This is a genomic window from Novosphingobium sp. AAP1, assembly GCF_001295765.1.
GTDB classification, from domain to species: domain Bacteria; phylum Pseudomonadota; class Alphaproteobacteria; order Sphingomonadales; family Sphingomonadaceae; genus Novosphingobium; species Novosphingobium capsulatum.
In genome coordinates this window covers 58502-75843 of the sequence record NZ_LJHO01000007.1, presented here as the reverse complement: position 1 = coordinate 75843, position 17342 = coordinate 58502, and the positions used below count along the sequence as shown (strand labels likewise).

The window sequence follows — 17342 nt, the reverse complement described above, 5'->3', positions numbered from 1 at the left end:
CCGCCGAGCGGGGAGGACCTGGGATCCTCCCCACGGCGTGGGAGGGGGACCGCCCGCGCAGCGGGCGGTGGAGGGGGCCTCTTAAAGCCCCGCCTTCAGCATCCAGTCGTGGAACAGGCGCACCGGCCGCGATTGCAGGGCGCGGGGGCGGCAGACGAACCAATAGGAATAGGGGCTGTCCACTTCGATGTCATAGACGCGCGCCAGCCGGGGATCGTGGCTGCGGCTGAAATGGTCATCGTGCATGATGGCAATGCCCAGACCCTGCGCGGCGGCTTCCAGAATCAGCTGGCCGGAATCGAAATGGTCGATCGCGGCTGGCTCCAGCGCTTCCAGGTGTAGCGTGCGCTTCCAGGCCTCAAAGCTGGCGGGCAGATCGTTGTGAACCAGGAACGTCTGCTTGGCGAGCTTGGCCATGTCGGGCCGGTTACCCAGCTCTTCGGCCAACTGCTTGCTGGCAATGGCATAGACCCGGTTGTGATCGAGCCGCACGGCATGCAGCGCGGCGTCCGGCCCTTCCGACAGGATAATCGCCGCATCGATCGTGTCACCCAGCTTGGTTTCCGCAGCGGTCGAGCTGTCGATATCGATATGCAACTGCGGGTGCAGCTTGCGCAGTTCGCCCAGGCGCGGGAACAGGCGCTGGCTGCCGAACAGCGGCAGCACGCCCAGGCGCAGGCGCATGACCTTGCCGGTATCGATCATGCGGTCGATCCGGTCGGCCATCTCGTCGATCAACGGGGCCACCGCATCATACAGCGTCTGGCCGTCCTCGGTCAGCTTGAGGGCCTGGTGCTTGCGCTCGAACAGCGGCTTGCCGACGAACTCTTCCAGCGCCGCCAGCCGGCGCGACAGGGCCGAAGGGCTGAGTGCCAGTTCGGCCGCCGCCGTCTTGGCCGAGCCGGCGCGCACCACGCGAATGAAAGCTTCCAGCGAGCGCAGTGGTGGCAGGCGGCGGATCATCAGGCGTCTTCTTCTTCGGCAAGGGCGGTGGAGGGGGCATGCAGGCGCAGGCGCGTGAGGCGGCGTTCGTCGCCACCGGTCACTTCCAGGCGCCAGCCGGATTCGTGTTCCAGCACCCGGCCAACCGGCGGCACTTCGCCGGCAAGGACCACGGCCAGGCCGCCCAGGGTGTCGACGTCTTCCTCCACCTCGGCCAGGCGCGGATCGATGATGCGGGCGACGTGTTCCAGTTCGGCGCGGGCATCGGCATCCCAGGTATCGGGATCGAGGCGGTTGAGCAGCACTTCGGGCGCGTCATCGTGCTCGTCTTCCACGTCGCCGACGATTTCCTCGACCAGATCCTCGAACGTGATGATTCCGTCGGTGCCGGAATATTCGTCCACCACCACGGCCAGGTGGGTGCGGCTGCCGCGCATGTCGGCCAGCACGTCGATCGCGCCGCGTGCCTGGGGCACGAACAGCGGCTGGCGCAGCAGCACGGTCCAGTCCTCTGGCGCGGGCACCCCTTTGAGCGCCATGTCCGCCAGGAACGGGAACACGTCCTTGATGTGCATCATGCCCTGCACTTCATCGAGCGATTCGCCATAGACCGGCAGGCGGCTGTGGCCATGCTCGGCAAAGGCGGCAACCACCTCGGCAAACGTGGAGGAGGCAGGGATGGCAATGATCTGGCCACGCGGGATGGCCACGTCATCGGCATCGCGCTCGCTGAAATGGAGCAGGTTCTTGAGCATCTGGCGTTCCACCGGCACCAGGTCGCCATCGGCGCCCAGATCGTGGCCGGGTTCGTGCTCGTGCTCCTCGATCGCTTCCTCGATCTGCGCCCGTAGAGACTGGTCATGGTCAGGCCCCTTGAAAAAGGCCTTTATCACGCGCCAAAGCGCCCCATTACTGTCGCCTTCGCCCGAGCGATTTTCACCGCCGGACCCATTGCCCTCGGGCACTGACCTTGCTCCTTAGCTGTTACTGTCAATATTCATGCATATGGGTCGGCCAGGCCCAGCAAGGCAAGCGCCTTCCGCTCCAGGTCTTCCATTTCCTCGGCCTGGGCTTCGCCTTCCTCGTGGTCATAGCCGGCCAGATGCAGCAGGCCGTGGATCACCAGGTGGGTGGCATGGTTCTCGACCGAAATGCCCTTTTCCACGGCTTCGCGGGCACAGACGCCCTGCGCCAGGATCAGGTCGCCCAGCATGCCCGGCGCGCCCTCGTCGGCTGCGGCGCGCAGCACGTCTTCGCGGGCAAGCATCGGGAAAGACAGCACATTGGTGGGCTTGTCCTTGGCCCGCCACTGCTTGTTGAGGGCGTGCACCTCGTCATCGTCGGCCAGAACCAGGCTGACCAGCAGATTGGGATGGGCAAGTTCAGTGGCAACCTGGGCGGCCGCCTCGGCGGCGCGGTTGGCCAGTGCCTCCCAATCGGTGGTATCTCCCCAGATGGGATCGATGTCGATTTCCAGAATCGGCGCGGTCATGTGGGGGGCCTGTGCAATTGGGGGACGAATCGCTTTGGCATGGCGACGCGGGCCGCGCCACCCGCCATGTGCAAAAAATGCAAGGTCAGGGTCAGTGCAAGGTTTCCGCCACCCCCCGACCCCCCTTCTAAAGAGGATGGGGAGGATGAAGCAAAGCCCCCTCCTTTTCAGGGGAGGGGGTGGGGGTGGTGGAGTCACCGTGCAAGGTCAGGCCTCGTTCCCTTCATAGGCTTCAACGATACGGCCCACGATGGGATGGCGCACCACGTCGGCGCGGCTGAAATGCACCACGCCGATGCCGTCCACGCCTTCCAGCCGGCCGACTGCATCTGCCAGGCCACTGGCAGCCACGCCGCCGGGAAGGTCAACCTGCTTGGGATCGCCGCACACCACCATGCGGCTGTTCTGGCCAAAGCGGGTGAGGAACATCTTCATCTGCGCCGGCGTGGTGTTCTGCGCTTCGTCGAGGATGACAAAGGCATCGGCCAGGGTGCGCCCGCGCATGAAAGCGATCGGGGCGATCTCAATTTCGCCGCTGGCGATGCGCCGCTCCACCTGTTCGGGCGGCATGCAGTCATAGAGCGCATCGTAAAGCGGGCGCAGATAGGGATCGACCTTTTCCTTCATGTCGCCAGGCAGGAAGCCCAGGCGCTCGCCAGCTTCCACCGCCGGGCGCGACAGGATCAGCCGCTGAACCGAACCGGTCATCAGCTGGGCCACCGCCTGGGCCACGGCAAGATAGGTCTTGCCGGTACCCGCCGGCCCCAGGGCAAAGATCACGTCGTTCTGCACCAGCGCCTGCATATAGGCGATCTGCGTGGCCGAACGCGGCACGATGGTCTTGCGGCGGGTGCGGATCATGATCGGCGGGGCATTGCCCGGCGTTCCGGTGATGATCCCTTCGAGCGTGGGTTCCGCGCTCATCGCGATAAGCGATTCCAGGGCGCCGCTGTCGATCTCGTGCCCGGTGTTGAGGCGCTGGTACAGGCCCTTGAGCACGTCACGGGCGCGGGCCACGGCGTCTTCGGGTCCTTCGATCAAGACCTTGTTGCCGCGTGCGGAAATGAACACGCCGAGGCGGTTTTCGATCTGCACCAGGTTGGTGTCGAACTGTCCGAACAGCGCGCCCAGCATCGTCTGCTCTTCAAATTCCACTTCCACGCGGGCGCGACGGGGTTGGTCGGGCCGAGGCCCGGTCCTGACCCCGCCATCGCCCTGTATTCTGGCACGGTGTCCGGGGCGGTCGAAGGTCATGTCGCGATGTGCCTCGTCGTGGGCACGGGGGAATTTGCGAGCCATGGGATGGGGTTTTCGCGCTCCTTTCATCGAACCACTTTATCCAAGTGTAAGGCGTGATTGTCCTTGTGCAAGGGAGACTGGCGGCAAAATGCACAACGCAGGTAACAATTGCGCGACACTTTGCTGCCGGGGCACGACAAACCTGAGCGGTTTCTTGCAACGTGCTTCGGCAGGCATTCAGCCGGGCAGGGCCATAACCGTTTCATGGCCGAACGAGACCCCCGGGCAAAACGCTCAGGTCCGGCCGGAACAAGGAGTTACCCCCATGCGCAAGTTCGTCCTCGCTCTCGTTGCCGCCGCCCTGGTTGCCCCCGTCATGGCGCCGGCCATTGCCAATGCCCAGCCGGTCAACACCCCGGCCGTTGCCGCCGCCCGCCACGAAGTGCGCCGCGACCGCGCCGAAGTGCGCCATGATCGCCGCGAAGTGGCCGTGGCCCGCGCCCATGGCAACGAACGCGCAGTGCGCATCGCCAAGCACGAACTGCGCCATGATCGCCGTGACATGCGCCACGATCGCAAGGTGATGCATCACAAGATCCGCCACGCCTATCGCCATCACCACGGCTAAGGTCAGGCGCCCAAACCAAAAGGCCCCCGTCGCGTGGATCGCGGCGGGGGCCTTTTGCTGTCTGCGCGGTGCTTGGGCCGGATCAGGCGACCAGTTGGCCAGCGAGCGAATTGGGCCCGGCCTGCACCAGGTCAACCGTCACCAGATCGCCGATCGCCACATCGCCGGTGAAGTGCACCGATTGCAGCCAGGGCGATTTGCCCAGCCATTGGCCGGCAAGGCGCCCGCGCCGCTCGACCAGCACCTGGCAGCGCCGGCCCACGCTGGCCTGGTTGAACGCCGTGGCATCGCGTGCCAGCGCAGCCTGCAGCCGCTTGAGCCGCTCGTCCATCACCGCCGGCGCGATCTGATCGTCCATCGTGGCCGCTGGCGTGCCGGGGCGGGGCGAATACTTGAAGCTGAACGCCTGGGCATGGCGCACCGTACCCACCAGATCGAGCGTGTCCTGGAATTCGGCCTCGGTCTCTCCCGGGAAACCGACGATGAAATCGCCCGACAGCGCGATATCGGGCCGGGCGGCGCGCACGCGATCGAGGATCTTGAGATAGCTTTCCACCGTGTGGCTGCGGTTCATCGCCTTGAGCACGCGGTCGTTGCCGGCCTGCACGGGCAGGTGCAGGAACGGCATCAACTTGTCGATCTCGCCATGGGCGGCGATAAGCCCATCGCTCATGTCGTTGGGATGGCTGGTGGTATAACGGATGCGCGCCAGATCTGGCTCTGCCGCCAGCACCCGGATCAGCCCATCGAGTCCGATGGCGCGGCCCTTGGCGTCCTGGCCGGTCCAGGCATTCACGTTCTGCCCCAGCAGGGTGATTTCGCGCGCGCCGCCGGCAACCAGCAGCTTGGCCTCTTCCACCAGATCGGCAAACGGGCGCGAGATTTCCGCGCCACGCGTATAGGGCACCACGCAATAGGTGCAGAACTTGTCGCACCCTTCCTGCACCGTCAGGAACGCGCTGGGGCCCGACCGGCGGCGCTTGGGCAGCGCGGCAAACTTGGCTTCGGCCGGCATGTCCGTCTCGGTGCCGCGCTTGCCGGCGGCGGCATCGGCCACCATTTCGGGCAGGCGGTGATAGGCTTGCGGCCCGACCACGACCTTGACCGACGGCGCGCGCGCCATGATTTCCTCGCCCTCGGCCTGGGCCACGCAACCAGCCACGGCGATCAGTGGCGTGGTGCCATCGGCACGGCGCAGGCGGCCAATATCGGAATAGACCTTTTCCGTGGCCTTTTCGCGGATGTGGCAGGTGTTGAGCACGACCAGATCGGCACCATCGCGTTCGTCGGTGGCGGTCATGCCTTGGGCGGCAAGCAACTCGGCCATGCGCTCGCCATCATAGACGTTCATCTGGCAGCCGAAGCTCTTGACGTGAAACGTCCGGGGGGGATTCTCTGCGGGCATAAGCCGCGCCCCATAAGGCAATCGGGCGCGGATGGAAACCGCCTTGCGCACCCGCCACTGCCTAGGAAAAGGCCCGCCGCGCAAGGCATGCGCGGCGGGCCTTGGCATGGCAGGCAGCGTTGGTTCAGGCCAGGATCTGGCTCAGGAACCACACGCGCTGCTGGGCCTGGTCGGTCCAGTCATCGGCCGCGCCTTCGGTGGCGTTGTCGCCGGCTTCGGTTGCCGCGGCCTTCACCTTGCGGATGGTTTCGACCAGCGCGGCATTGTCGTCGCGCAGGGCCTTGACCATGTCCATCGCATCAACCTTGGCGCGGTCATCATCCTTTACGCTGGCCTTGGCGCCGATCGCGCCGATCGAGGTGAGCGTGGCGCCGCCGTTCTTGCGCACGCGCTCGGCCACGATGTCGGTCAGTGCGAAAAGCTCGGTGGCCTGCTCGTCAAACAGCAGGTGCAGATCGCGGAACTGCGGGCCGGCCACGTGCCAGTGATAGTTCTTGGTCTTGATATAGAGCGCGAAATAATCCGCGAGCAGCCCGTTCAGGCTATCGATCAGCGCCTTGTTTGCGTTGTCGCCCGGCATGGTAAACCCCTTTCCTTTGCTTGGCTTTGCGCTTTCATACGCCACAACGGCGCCAAAGTTTCACGCAAATGGTGGCTTGTAAAAATCGGTTTTGTCGATCAATCGGCAGGCTTTGGCGCCAGTCGCAAGACGAGCGCGCCGCCGAGGGCGGACAGCAGCGATCCGCCCAGGATGCCGATCTTGGCCTGCTCGACCAGATCGGGCTGCGCTGGAAACGCCAGCGCGGCAATGAACAGGCTCATGGTAAAGCCGATACCGCACAGCAGCGCCATGCCCCACAGATGCATCAGCCGCGCGCCGACTGGCCGTGGCGCCAGGCCCAGCCGTTCGGCACCCAGCACCGCGCCCAGCACGCCGGCCTGCTTGCCTATGACGAGCCCGGCCGCGATTGCCAGGGGCAGCGGCGCCAGGATGCCGGCCAGGCCCGTGGCGCGCAGATCGACCCCGGCATTGGCCAGGCCGAACAGCGGGACGATCACGAAGCCACTGATCGGCACAAGCAGATGTTCCAGGCGCAGCAGCGGGCTGTTACCCCGGGCATCGAGCTTCATCGGCACGGTCAGCGCCGCCAGCACCCCCGCCACGGTGGCGTGGACGCCCGATTGCAGCACGCATGCCCAGAGGGCCACGGCAAAGACCGCATAGGTCGATGCCCGAGTCGCACCGGCGCGGTTGATGAGAATCATCGCGCCAAACACGGCGGCCGCCGCCGCCAGCCAGGCCCAGGCCACCCCGCTGGTGTAAAAAATGGCGATCACCACCACCGCGCCAAGGTCATCGACCACGGCCACGGTCAACAGGAACAGTCTGATCGACCGGGGGGCACGGCGCCCGATCAGGGCCAGCACACCCATGGCAAAGGCGATGTCGGTGGCGGCGGGAATGGCCCACCCGCGATGCAGCATGGGAAAATCACGGCTGACGGCCAGGAACACCAGCGCGGGCAGCGCCATGCCTGCCAGCGCCGCCAGCACCGGCAGCCGCCGCCGCCGTGCATCGGCCAGTGCGCCGCTGATGATTTCGCGTTTGATCTCAAGCCCCACGACAAAGAAGAACACGGCCATCAGGCCGTCGTTGATCCAAGCATGCAGGCTGTCGAGTTGGGGCGCCACGATCACCGGAAGGGCATGGTGCAGTGCGGCGTGATAGGTATGGTGCAAGGGCGAATTGGCCAGCGCGATAGCCAGTGCCGCGCAGACCAGCAGCAGCACGCCCGGCGCTGCTTCGTGGCGCATCAACCGGCGCAATGCCGATTGCGGCTGATGAGGGGACCCGCGCATTTCCGCCATATTCGATTCATTCCTGAAGGTTGCAAGCGTTGCCACGCGCCCCGGCCAGCCGTAATTTGCCAGTGGGGGTGTTTGCCGTCAAACGGGGGTGAGGGCAAATTGGGAATGATGTCGCTGTCCACAGTCTGGCTGTGGCTGGCCATGTTGCAGCGCGAACTTCTGCTTTTCGCTGCAACATGCCTGGCCGTGGGTGCCTGCCAAGAACGGCGGATGGACGGACTGTGGGCCTGGCTCCGGATCACGGGCCGGGCTTGCACACTACATCTGGCTTCGGGCTTTGCCGCAACTCCCGATTGGCCCGCGCGCGTCGACCGTGGCGCGGGTGGTCAGCCGGGTGCGGCAGCGGTGCTGGTGCCGGTCTGGTCGGAAGCGCCGGGTGTGGCCGCCGTGATCGAGCATTGTCTGGCGGCTTGGCCAAATGCGGACCTGCGGCTCTATGTGGGCTGCCATCGCAACGATCCCGCCACGCTGGCGGCGGTCATGCGCTGCGCCACCGATCCGCGCCTGCGCATCGTGGTGCATGATCGCGACGGTCCGACGACCAAGGCCGATTGCCTCAATCGGCTTTATCTTGCGTTGCAGGCCGATGAGGCGCGCAGCGGCAGGATCGTGCGAAGCGTAATCGTGCACGATGCCTCGAAACCGCGCGACGACGAATATGGTCAACCGCCGCTTCCGGCGTTGTGGGCATAGCTTTCGCATGTAGTGCCGATCGCCCTTTTGCTGCCGCGGCGCAGCCGTGCGGGGCAACCGTGGCATTGCGGAATTGGCCTGCGCCGCCTAGGACAAGTGGCGATGGATGTGTACCTTCCCATCGCCAATCTGGCGGTCAACGGCTTGGTGATCGTGGGGCTTGGCGCCTTGACCGGGCTCTTGTCTGGTATGTTCGGCGTGGGTGGTGGTTTTCTCACTACTCCGTTGCTGATCTTCTATGGCGTGCCGCCGACGGTGGCCGCCGCATCGGCCGCGAGCCAGGTGACCGGGGCCAGCGTTTCGGGCGCATTTGCCCACGCTCGGCGCGGCGGCATCGATTATCACATGGGCGCGGTGCTGGTCGCCGGCGGCGTGCTGGGCACCGGGGTGGGGGCACTGCTGTTCCGCCTGCTCCAGGCGCTGGGCCAGATCGATACGGTGATCAACATCCTCTATGTCGTGCTGCTGGGCGGCATCGGCGGGCTGATGGCGCATGAAAGTATCACGGCCCTGCGCGCACAGCGGCTTGGCCTCGCCCAGCCGGCGCGGCGCCGCCGCCACCATCCCTTGGTGGCCAGCCTGCCACTGCGCTGGCGGTTCTATCGCTCGGGCCTTTATATCTCGCCACTGGCGCCGCTCTTGCTGGGCATGGCCACCGGCATCCTGACCATGCTGATGGGCATCGGCGGCGGGTTCATCCTGGTGCCGGCAATGCTCTATATCCTGGGCATGAGCACCAACGTCGTGGTGGGCACCTCGCTGTTCCAGATCCTGTTCGTGACGATGGCGACAACCATGATGCACGCGCTGACCACGCATGCGGTGGATATCGTGCTGGCCGGGCTGTTGCTGGTGGGATCGGTCTCGGGCGCACAGATCGGCGCGCAGTTTGCACAAAAGGCCAAGCCTGAGCAGTTGCGCCTGATCCTGGCGGTGATCGTGCTGGGCGTGGCACTGCGCATGGCGCTTGGCCTGGGCTATCGACCCGACGAGATTTTCACCGTGGTGCCGCTATGACGCCGCGCTGGGTGCTGGCGCTGCTGGCGCCGGTGGCCATTCTGCTCGGCGGGGCGCGCGCGCCGATCCTGGTGCCCGAAATATCGCAGCATCGGGTGGAAGTGCGCCAGGGCTTTACCGGGGCGGACCTCTTGCTGTTTGGCGCAATCCTCGATCCGGGTGGCACCCGCGCCGCGCAGGATTACGATATCGTCGTCGTGCTCAAAGGCCCGGTGCAATCCATCGTGCTGCGGGAAAAGCGCAAGGTGGCGGGCATCTGGGTGAATGCCGCCAGCAGCGAGTTGCGCTCTGCGCCCAGTTTCTTTGCCATCGCCTCGTCCCGCCCGGTGCGCGAGATCGTGGATGAAAAGACCGCAGCGATCTATGAACTCGGTCTCGATCGCCTGCAGCTTTCCCCGATCGGGGCGATCGACCCGGCGCGGCAACGGCACTTTGCCGATGGCCTGGTGGATCTGATGCAGCGGCAGGGTCTTTATCGCGAAGACGGCCACGGCGTGACGATCAGCGGGCAGGTGCTGTATCAGGCGCGCATCACGCTGCCTTCGCAAGTGCGCACCGGCACCTATACCGCCGAAACCTTTGCCATCCGCCAGGGCCGCGTGATCACCTCGGCGGTCACGCGGGTTGACGTGTCGAAGCAGGGTTTCGAACGCTTCGTGGCCGACCAGGCCGATGGCAACGGCCTGCTCTATGGCCTGTTTGCCGTGCTGGTATCGGTGGGCATGGGCTGGATCGCCGGGCGCCTGTTTGCGCTGGTGTGATGTGGGGCACTGCTTAGCCCAAAATTAACCCTGCCAGTTCTAGCGTTTGGCGCGACAACGGGCTGGGGCAAGAACAGGCATGACGGACATGAGCAGGCAGGTATTCATTTCGGCAGACCCTGCCCGGCCTGGAGACCTTGCCCCGCACGGGCCGATGCCGGCTGCTGCCGCTTTGCCCGATATTGTCCTTGAACCGCGCGATCTGCCGCCGTCCGATTGCGCGCTCAGCCCAATCGGAGTGGTGGTGGATGTGGCAGGATCGGGCAGCGGCATCGCGCTCGATCTGCATCGCCTGGAAGACTGCATGGACGATGCCGACCCTACCGTGGCGCTATCGGGCCAGGTGGGCAGCCAGATCAAGGTGCGCGTGGGGCGCGGCTGGCTGCTCGGCTCGGTGCGCAACCAGCGCCGCGATGGCAAGGTGGATGGTGGCGCGCTGGCCCAGCTCGATTTCCTGGGGGAGGGCGAGGAAGACCCCGCCACCGGCCGCATCTTCGGCTTTCGCCGCGGCGTTACCCGGTTTCCCGTGCCCGGCGCGCTGGTCTATCCGGCGACCAGCGCCGATCTGCGCCAGATCTATGCAAGCGACGGCCGCGCGCATGTGACCGTGGGCACGGTGTTTCCCACCCAGGATATCCGCGCCGGCCTCTATATCGATCCGCTGCTGGGCAAGCATTTCGCGCTGCTGGGATCGACCGGCACCGGCAAATCGACCGCCGCTGCGCTGATCCTGCACCGCATCTGCGACATGGCGCCCGAAGGCCATATCGTGATGATCGACCCGCATGGCGAATATCTTTCGGCGTTTCGCAACACCGGGCAACTGTTCGACGTGTCGAACCTGCAGATGCCCTATTGGCTGATGAACTTTGAAGAACACTGCGAGGTGTTCCTCACCGCTACCGGGGCAGAACGCCAGATCGACGCCGATATCCTGGCCAAGTGCCTGCTGATGGCGCGGCAGAAGAACCGCCTGGCCGAACAGGTGGGCCGCATCACCCAGGATTCGCCGATCCCCTATCTGCTGTCTGACCTGTGCAACATCCTGCAGAACGAGATGGGCAAGCTCGACAAGGGGCACAGCTCGATCCCCTATATGCGGGTGAAGAGCAAGATCGAGGAAATCCGCAACGATCCGCGCTATCAGTTCATGTTCTCGGGCATGCTGGTCAGCGATACCATGGCCGAATTCGTCGGGCGGCTGTTCCGCCTTCCAGCCCATGGCAAGCCGATCTCGATCATCGACGTGTCGGGCGTGCCGTCCGAAATCACCTCTACCGTGGTTGCCGTGCTCAGCCGCCTGGTGTTCGACTATGCCATCTGGTCGCGCCAGGAAACCACGCGGCCGATCCTGTTGGTATGCGAAGAAGCGCACCGCTACGTTCCCAACGAGCGCAATTCCAACGGATCGTCGGTTGGGCGCATCCTGTCGCGCATCGCCAAGGAAGGCCGCAAGTATGGCGTGTCGCTCGGCCTGATCACCCAGCGCCCGTCTGACCTGGCTGAAGGCGTGCTGTCGCAATGCGGCACGATCATCTCGATGCGCCTCAACAACGATCGCGACCAGCAGTTCGTGCGCGCGGCCATGCCCGAAGGCGCGCGCGGCTTCCTCGATTCGATCCCTGCGCTGCGCAACCGCGAATGCATCATCTGTGGCGAGGGCGTGGCCATTCCCATCCGCGTCGCGTTCGATGACCTGGACGAAGCGCGGCGCCCGGCATCGGCCGATCCCTCGTTCAGCCAGCTATGGGGCAAGAGCGGCGGCGAAACGGAAAGCGTCGCGCGCACCGTCCACCGCTGGCGCGCGCAAAGCCGGTTTTGAGGGGGGTGCTTACCTACGGGGGGCTTCGACAGGCTCAGCCCGAACGGAATCCCGAGAAATTGTTACCGGACCCCGTTCGCCCTGAGCTTGTCGAAGGGCGCTGGGCCAACGCTCAATCCGCTTTCAGCGCATCCTCAAGCCAATGCGGGGCACGGGTAATCGCTTCTGTCCGCAGATGATCCACCGCCAGGCCGAGGTCGGGATAGGCCACGCGCTGGCGGGCCGGGTCTGACTGGGCGAGGGGAACGACCGCGAGGCGGCGGTTGACCTTTTGCCGCCAGTTCATCCGCGCGGTGTTTTCCTGGCCGACATAGCAGCCCTTGGTAAAGCTCACGCCGTTGAGTTCGGCCGCATTGGTTTCCAGCCATAGCGTCTGGTCGCTGCCCAGTTCGGCCTGTCCTTCGGGCACGCCCAGCTTGAGGCGGTGTTCGCGCCATGGCGCATCGACCGCCACGTCATCGTCAGCCACTGCGGCGATCCAGCGCTGGCCCAGCGCTGCCAGGCGCGGATCGGCGGCGCCGCCATCGCCCATGTGGCCCTGCCAATAGACGCCCAGTTCGGGCGCGATGGCGATCACGATTTTGCGGCGCAGCCGATAGAGCGAAAGGCGCTTGACCAAGGCCTCGGCCACGGCAGCCTCGCAATCGATCAGCAGCGCGTCCTTGCCATCGGGCCAGACCAGGAAATCGAACAGCGCCTTGCCTTGCGGGGTCAGCAGCCCGGCCCAGACCGGCAGCGGCCCCTGCACGTCGTTGGTGACAAGGCCCTGGAGGAATGCGGCCACGTCTTCTCCCGGTGCAGTGGGGGATAGCCGGATCAGGGCGCGATCGAACAGGCGGGGATTGCTCATGGGTGACAGATAGGAGCGCTTGGGCTTAAGGGGAAGCCATGAGCACGCAAACGACTCTCACGATCCGCCGCCCGGATGACTGGCACGTTCACCTGCGCGACGGCGCGATGCTGGAAGGCGTGGCGCCCTATACCGCGCGCCAGTTTGCCCGCGCGATCGTGATGCCCAACCTCTCGCCGCCGATGACCGATGTGGCCGGCGTTGCCGCCTATCGCGACCGCATCCTAGCGGCTTTGCCGGCGGGCAGCGATTTCACCCCGCTGATGACGCTTTACCTGACCGATCATACCGATCCTGACGAGGTGGAGCGCGGCCATGGCGCCGGCGTGTTCACCGCGGCCAAGCTCTATCCCGCGCATGCCACTACGGGTTCGGCCCATGGCGTGACTAGCGTGGCGACAATCTATCCCGTGCTCGAACGCATGCAGAAGATTGGCATGCCGCTGTTGATCCATGGCGAGGTGACCGATTCCCACGTCGACATCTTCGATCGCGAGGCGGTGTTCATCGAGCGCACGCTGGGCCGCCTGGTGGCCGATTTCCCGGCGCTGAAAATCGTGTTCGAACACATCACCACGCAAGAAGCCGCGCAGTTCGTGGAAAGCGCCGGGCCGAACGTGGGCGCAACGATCACGCCGCAGCACCTGCACATCAACCGCAACGCGATGCTGGTGGGCGGGATGCGCCCGCATGCCTATTGCCTGCCGGTGGCCAAGCGCGAAAAGCACCGCCTGGCGCTGCGCAAGCTGGCCACCTCGGGCCATGATCGGGTGTTCCTGGGCACCGATACCGCGCCCCATGCGCGGCATCTCAAAGAAAGCGCCTGCGGCTGCGCCGGGCTGTTCAACGCGCCCTATGCGCTGGAAAGCTACATCGCCGTGTTCGATGAAGAGGGCGCGCTCGACAAGTTCGAGGCCTTTGCCAGCGAAAATGGCCCGCGCTTCTATGGCCTGCCGCTCAACGAGGGCACGGTGACCCTGGAAAAGACCGGCGTTGCCGTGCCGGCCGAAATCGCGGCGGGCGGCACAGTGCTGGTGCCGTTCCACGCAGGTGAAACCCTGGCCTGGCGCCTGGTCTAAGTTCCTCCCCGGCACGGGGAGGGGGACCAGCCGCAGGCTGGTGGAGGGGTGTTGGGGCCTGATACGGCCCTGAAGGCATAAAAGCCTCCATCCCCCTGCGGCGGAAGGTTCACCGCCGGCGCAGCAGGTCATAGCTGAACAAGGCGATTGCCGCCCAGATCAGCATGAAACACGTCACCCGCGCCGGATCGAGCGGCTCGCCATAGAGCAATGCGCCCAGCACGAAGAGGATGGTCGGCGCGATGAACTGGGCAAAGCCCAGCGTCGACAGATCAAGCTTGCGCGCCGCCACGGCAAACAGCAGCAGCGGCACGGCCGTGACCACGCCCGATCCGGCCAGCAACCAGGGCACCACGCCGCCTTGCGACAGGGCCGAGCCGGCCGGGCCGGATGCGGCGTGGAGCACGGCGAGCAGCGCCGGCACGAACAGCACCGCGGTTTCGACGGTCAGGCCGATGACTGAAGGCACCACGACGAACTTGCGCACCAGGCCATAGAGGGCAAAGCTGCCGGCCATCGCCATGGCCACGCCCAGCATCGACAATGCGCCGGCCATCAGCACGGCAATGCCACCGGCAGCCAGCGCCACGGCCGCCCATTGCAGGCGGTTCAAGCGCTCGTTGAGGAAAACGACGCCGATCAGCACGTTGAGCAGCGGGTTGATGTAATAGCCCAGGCTCGCCGCCAGCACCTGGTGCGTTTCGATCGCCACCAGATACATCAGCCAGTTGCAGCCGATCGCTGCCGCGCTCAGCACCAGCCGGCCAAGCACCGCCGGGGTGGTGAGTGCAGCGCGCAGGGCGGGGCCCTGGCCGCTGAGCCAGACCACGGCAAGGCACACCGGCAGCGTGAATACCACGCGCCAGCTCACCAGCTCGATCGCCGGAACGCCGAGCAGCGGATGGAAATAGATCGGGAAGAATCCCCAGATCACATAGGCCAGCACGGCCGCGCCCAGGCCGCTCGCGGCCTTGGACGTGCCGGGGTTGTTCAGGTTGCTCGCCGTTGCGCTGTCTATCCTCTCGCTCATGGCCGGGCCTGTGGCAGGCACATCGCCTTGCGCCAAGGCCCTTTTCCGCGCGGCGTGCGGGCCGGTCCGAACTTTTTTCGTTTCTGACCAATTCTGACAGTCGCGTTGCATGTCGTTCAGCTTGAAGGCTGTAAACATGAACCAACACGACGGATCAGGAGACCGAACATGATCGCACTTCGCAAGACTATGCTGGGCCTGGCCGCAACGGCCGCTCTGGCTTCCGGCATCGCCCCGGCTTCGGCGGCGATTGAAGTTGCCCCCCAGCCCACGCTGGTTGCCCCGGTGGCGCACGATGGCTGGGACCAGGGTTGGAACCACAACCGTGGCGGCTGGCGTGATCGTGACGATTGGCGCGGTGGCTATGGCCGTGGCGGCAACGACTATCGCGGCTATGACCGCCAGGATTATCGCGGCAACGACCGTGGCTATTATGGCGACGTTGCCTATCGCGGCCAAAGCTGGCGCGGCAACGACGGCCGCTATTACTGCCGCCGCAACGACGGCACCACCGGCCTTCTGGTGGGTGGCGTGGCCGGTGCGCTGATCGGCCGGGGAATTGCCGGCAACGGTGATCGTACGCTTGGCGCCCTGCTGGGTGCGGCCGGTGGCGCGCTGCTGGGCAAGTCGATCGACCAGAGCAACGCCCGCTGCCGCTAAAGCGAACAGCCTAGATCCTGCCCGACCGGAGGGACCAGTCGGGGATCGGGCGGGACCGGGGCCTGCATGCGTGGTGGCGTGCAGGCCCCCTTTTGCGTCTGGTTTGCCGTGCCGTTAACGCACCGCTAACCACGGCCGGTTCAGGAATGGCCATGGCCAAGCCTTTTGCCTCATGCCTTTTTGCGCTGCTTGCCAGCCTGGCCGTGACGGCCTGCGCGCAGGATGACGCGCCCAAGCGCAAGGCTGATCACGATCCCGCAATGAGCGCTGCGCTTGAGGGGCAATTGTTGGTTGATCCCGATCTGTCGCAGCAGAACATGCGCAACGCGGCGGTGGTGCCGGGCGGCCCGGTCGATCCCGCCACGCCGCCCCCCGATTCGCCCTAGCCAGACAGCCCGATACCGATCGAGGCGCGCGGCTGTTCCATTTCGGCCGAGGCCACGGGATAGGCGCAGAAATCCGCCGCATAGAACGCGCCGGGCCGCTGGTTACCGGAAAGGCCCACCCCGCCCAAGGGCGCTGCGGGTGAGACGCCGTTGGTCGGTCGGTTCCAGTTGACTGCGCCGGCCCGCACATTGGCCCAGAACCGGTTGTAATCCTGCGGCGTGCCGCCGATTAGCGCGGCACACAGGCCAAAGCGCGTGGCGTTCGCCTCGGCCAGGGCCTGGTCGAAATCATCCACCTTGATCACCTGCAGGATCGGGCCGAACAGTTCCACATCGGGGCGCTGGGTCATCGCTGTCACGTCGATCATCGCTGGGGCCAGGAACGGCAGATCGCCGCGCGGCCGGGTGAGATGGCGGATCGGCCGCCCGCCGTGCGACAGCAGATAGACAAAGCTTTCGGTCAGGCCATCGGCGGCGGCATTGTCGATCACCGGGCCCATGAACGGCGCGGGATCGTCCAGCGGCGCGCCCACGATCAGGCGATCGGCCAGAGCCTTTACCTCGCCAACCACGGCATCATAGAGATCGGCCTTGACGATCAGCCGGCGCGCGGCGGTGGCACGCTGCCCGGCGGTGGTAAACGCCGATTGCACCACCAGCGCGGCGGCATCGGCGATCTTGGGCGTGTCCCACACCACGATCGGGTTGTTGCCGCCCAGGTCCAGCGCCACGATCTTGCCCGGCTGCGCCGCCAGGCGGCGGTTGAGCGTAAGGCCAGTGTGGCTCGATCCGGTGAACAGCACGCCATCGACGCCTTCGTGGATGGCCAGCGCCTTGCCTTCCTCCGCCGCGCCCACCAGCATCTGCGCCAGGGCGGCCGGCACCCCGGCGCGATGCAGGCACTGGATCAGGGCCTGGCCCGTGGCCGGTGCCTTTTCCGATGGCTTGAACACCACGGCATTGCCCGCGATCAGCGCGGGAATGATATGGCCCACCGGCGCCTGCGCCGGCAGGTTGAACGGGCCGATCACCGCCATCACGCCGTGTGGCTTGTGGCGCAGCGCGGCCGTGCCCTGCAGCGCGCTGTCGAGCCGGCGTTGCGCCGTGCGTTCGGCATAGCTGCGCACGGCGATTTCCACCTTGGCCAGCACGGTGTCGACCTCGCCCTTGGCTTCCCACAGCGGCTTTCCGGTTTCGCGGGCGATCAGGGTGGCAAGGCTTTCGGCATCCTTGCGCACTTCGTTGGCAAAGCGGCGCATCAGTTCGATGCGGGTGGACAGCGGCTGCGCTGCCCAGGCCGGCCACGCGCGCCGCGCACGCGCCACCGCGGCATCGACATCGCCCACGGCGCCGCGCCAGAGTTCAGCGCCGGTGGCCGGCTCTGTGGAAATGATCTCTCCGGCTGCCACGGGGTGGGCGTCGATCCTTTGGGTGAGGCTTGCTGTCACAGGGGGGGATAAACCAAAAGC

General features: G+C 65.8%; 18 protein-coding genes. 8 read left to right on the top strand and 10 right to left on the bottom strand.

All coding sequences use genetic code 11. The features are described from left to right. Positions 1–81 precede the first annotated feature (81 nt). The 4 genes from IP65_RS14290 to IP65_RS14275 all read right to left on the bottom strand — a co-directional run bounded on the left by IP65_RS14290 (position 82) and on the right by IP65_RS14275 (position 3733). Positions 82–963, bottom strand: coding sequence for a LysR substrate-binding domain-containing protein (locus IP65_RS14290; RefSeq protein WP_022675002.1), 882 nt, complete (start codon positions 961–963; stop codon positions 82–84). Then, the gene (locus IP65_RS14285; protein WP_054132149.1) at positions 963–1907 is read right to left on the bottom strand and encodes a hemolysin family protein; all 945 of its coding nucleotides are present in this window, start codon (positions 1905–1907) and stop codon (positions 963–965) included. Before IP65_RS14285 ends, IP65_RS14290 begins: the two co-directional genes overlap by 1 nt. Positions 1908–1939: 32 nt before the next feature. Then, complete coding sequence (gene ybeY / locus IP65_RS14280; RefSeq protein ID WP_054132148.1) at positions 1940–2434, bottom strand: rRNA maturation RNase YbeY; 495 nt, start codon at positions 2432–2434, stop codon at positions 1940–1942. A 207-nt stretch (positions 2435–2641) separates the two neighbouring features. Next, positions 2642–3733: a PhoH family protein gene (locus tag IP65_RS14275; protein WP_082350170.1), complete on the bottom strand. Its 1092-nt coding sequence runs from the start codon at positions 3731–3733 to the stop codon at positions 2642–2644. Positions 3734–3998: 265 nt separating this feature from the next. Between IP65_RS14275 and IP65_RS14270 the strand changes: the two genes are divergently transcribed. Then, positions 3999–4301, top strand: a complete 303-nt coding sequence (locus tag IP65_RS14270; protein WP_022675006.1) for a hypothetical protein — start codon at positions 3999–4001, stop codon at positions 4299–4301. A gap of 82 nt (positions 4302–4383) precedes the next feature. Here IP65_RS14270 and miaB read toward each other — a convergent pair whose 3' ends face one another. The 3 genes from miaB to nhaA form a co-directional block, all read right to left on the bottom strand. Next, entirely contained in the window at positions 4384–5706 is a 1323-nt protein-coding gene (miaB, locus tag IP65_RS14265; protein WP_022675007.1) for a tRNA (N6-isopentenyl adenosine(37)-C2)-methylthiotransferase MiaB, read from the bottom strand. Positions 5707–5830: 124 nt separating this feature from the next. After that, a complete protein-coding gene (locus IP65_RS14260; RefSeq protein ID WP_022675008.1) occupies positions 5831–6286 on the bottom strand; it encodes a Dps family protein in 456 nt (151 codons plus the stop codon). A gap of 98 nt (positions 6287–6384) precedes the next feature. Continuing rightward, positions 6385–7566 carry a Na+/H+ antiporter NhaA gene (gene nhaA / locus IP65_RS14255; protein ID WP_156306622.1) on the bottom strand — a complete coding sequence of 394 codons (1182 nt, stop codon included), beginning with the start codon at positions 7564–7566 and terminating at the stop codon, positions 6385–6387. 117 nt (positions 7567–7683) lie between these two features. Here nhaA and IP65_RS14250 point away from each other — a divergent pair, with 117 nt between their 5' ends. The 4 genes from IP65_RS14250 (at position 7684) to IP65_RS14235 (ending at position 11868) form a co-directional block, all read left to right on the top strand. After that, positions 7684–8268, top strand: a complete 585-nt coding sequence (locus IP65_RS14250; RefSeq protein ID WP_158272938.1) for a glycosyltransferase — start codon at positions 7684–7686, stop codon at positions 8266–8268. 102 nt (positions 8269–8370) lie between these two features. Further along, positions 8371–9285: a sulfite exporter TauE/SafE family protein gene (locus tag IP65_RS14245; RefSeq protein WP_022675011.1), complete on the top strand. Its 915-nt coding sequence runs from the start codon at positions 8371–8373 to the stop codon at positions 9283–9285. After that, positions 9282–10046 (top strand): TIGR02186 family protein, encoded by a 765-nt coding sequence (locus IP65_RS14240; protein WP_022675012.1) that lies wholly within the window; start codon positions 9282–9284, stop codon positions 10044–10046. Before IP65_RS14245 ends, IP65_RS14240 begins: the two co-directional genes overlap by 4 nt. An 88-nt stretch (positions 10047–10134) precedes the next feature. Continuing rightward, complete coding sequence (locus IP65_RS14235) at positions 10135–11868, top strand: ATP-binding protein (RefSeq protein ID WP_369801294.1); 1734 nt, start codon at positions 10135–10137, stop codon at positions 11866–11868. A gap of 112 nt (positions 11869–11980) precedes the next feature. Here IP65_RS14235 and IP65_RS14230 read toward each other — a convergent pair whose 3' ends face one another. After that, a complete protein-coding gene (locus IP65_RS14230) occupies positions 11981–12718 on the bottom strand; it encodes a folate-binding protein YgfZ (protein ID WP_022675014.1) in 738 nt (245 codons plus the stop codon). 38 nt (positions 12719–12756) lie between these two features. On the opposite strand from IP65_RS14230, the gene pyrC reads away from it, so the two are divergent. Continuing rightward, a complete protein-coding gene (pyrC, locus tag IP65_RS14225) occupies positions 12757–13797 on the top strand; it encodes a dihydroorotase (protein ID WP_022675015.1) in 1041 nt (346 codons plus the stop codon). A 109-nt stretch (positions 13798–13906) separates the two neighbouring features. On the opposite strand, the gene rarD is transcribed toward pyrC, so the two are convergent. Continuing rightward, on the bottom strand, positions 13907–14827 hold the full coding sequence (gene rarD / locus IP65_RS14220) for an EamA family transporter RarD (protein WP_022675016.1): 921 nt from the start codon (positions 14825–14827) through the stop codon (positions 13907–13909). A 168-nt stretch (positions 14828–14995) separates the two neighbouring features. Between rarD and IP65_RS14215 the strand changes: the two genes are divergently transcribed. Together IP65_RS14215 and IP65_RS14210 are read left to right on the top strand one after the other, a co-directional pair. Continuing rightward, the gene (locus tag IP65_RS14215) at positions 14996–15487 is read left to right on the top strand and encodes a glycine zipper 2TM domain-containing protein (RefSeq protein ID WP_028657508.1); all 492 of its coding nucleotides are present in this window, start codon (positions 14996–14998) and stop codon (positions 15485–15487) included. A gap of 152 nt (positions 15488–15639) precedes the next feature. After that, a complete protein-coding gene (locus IP65_RS14210) occupies positions 15640–15873 on the top strand; it encodes a hypothetical protein (RefSeq protein ID WP_022675018.1) in 234 nt (77 codons plus the stop codon). On the opposite strand, the gene IP65_RS14205 is transcribed toward IP65_RS14210, so the two are convergent. Continuing rightward, a complete protein-coding gene (locus IP65_RS14205) occupies positions 15870–17282 on the bottom strand; it encodes a succinylglutamate-semialdehyde dehydrogenase (protein ID WP_054132146.1) in 1413 nt (470 codons plus the stop codon). The genes IP65_RS14210 and IP65_RS14205 overlap by 4 nt on opposite strands. Positions 17283–17342: the final 60 nt, after the last annotated feature.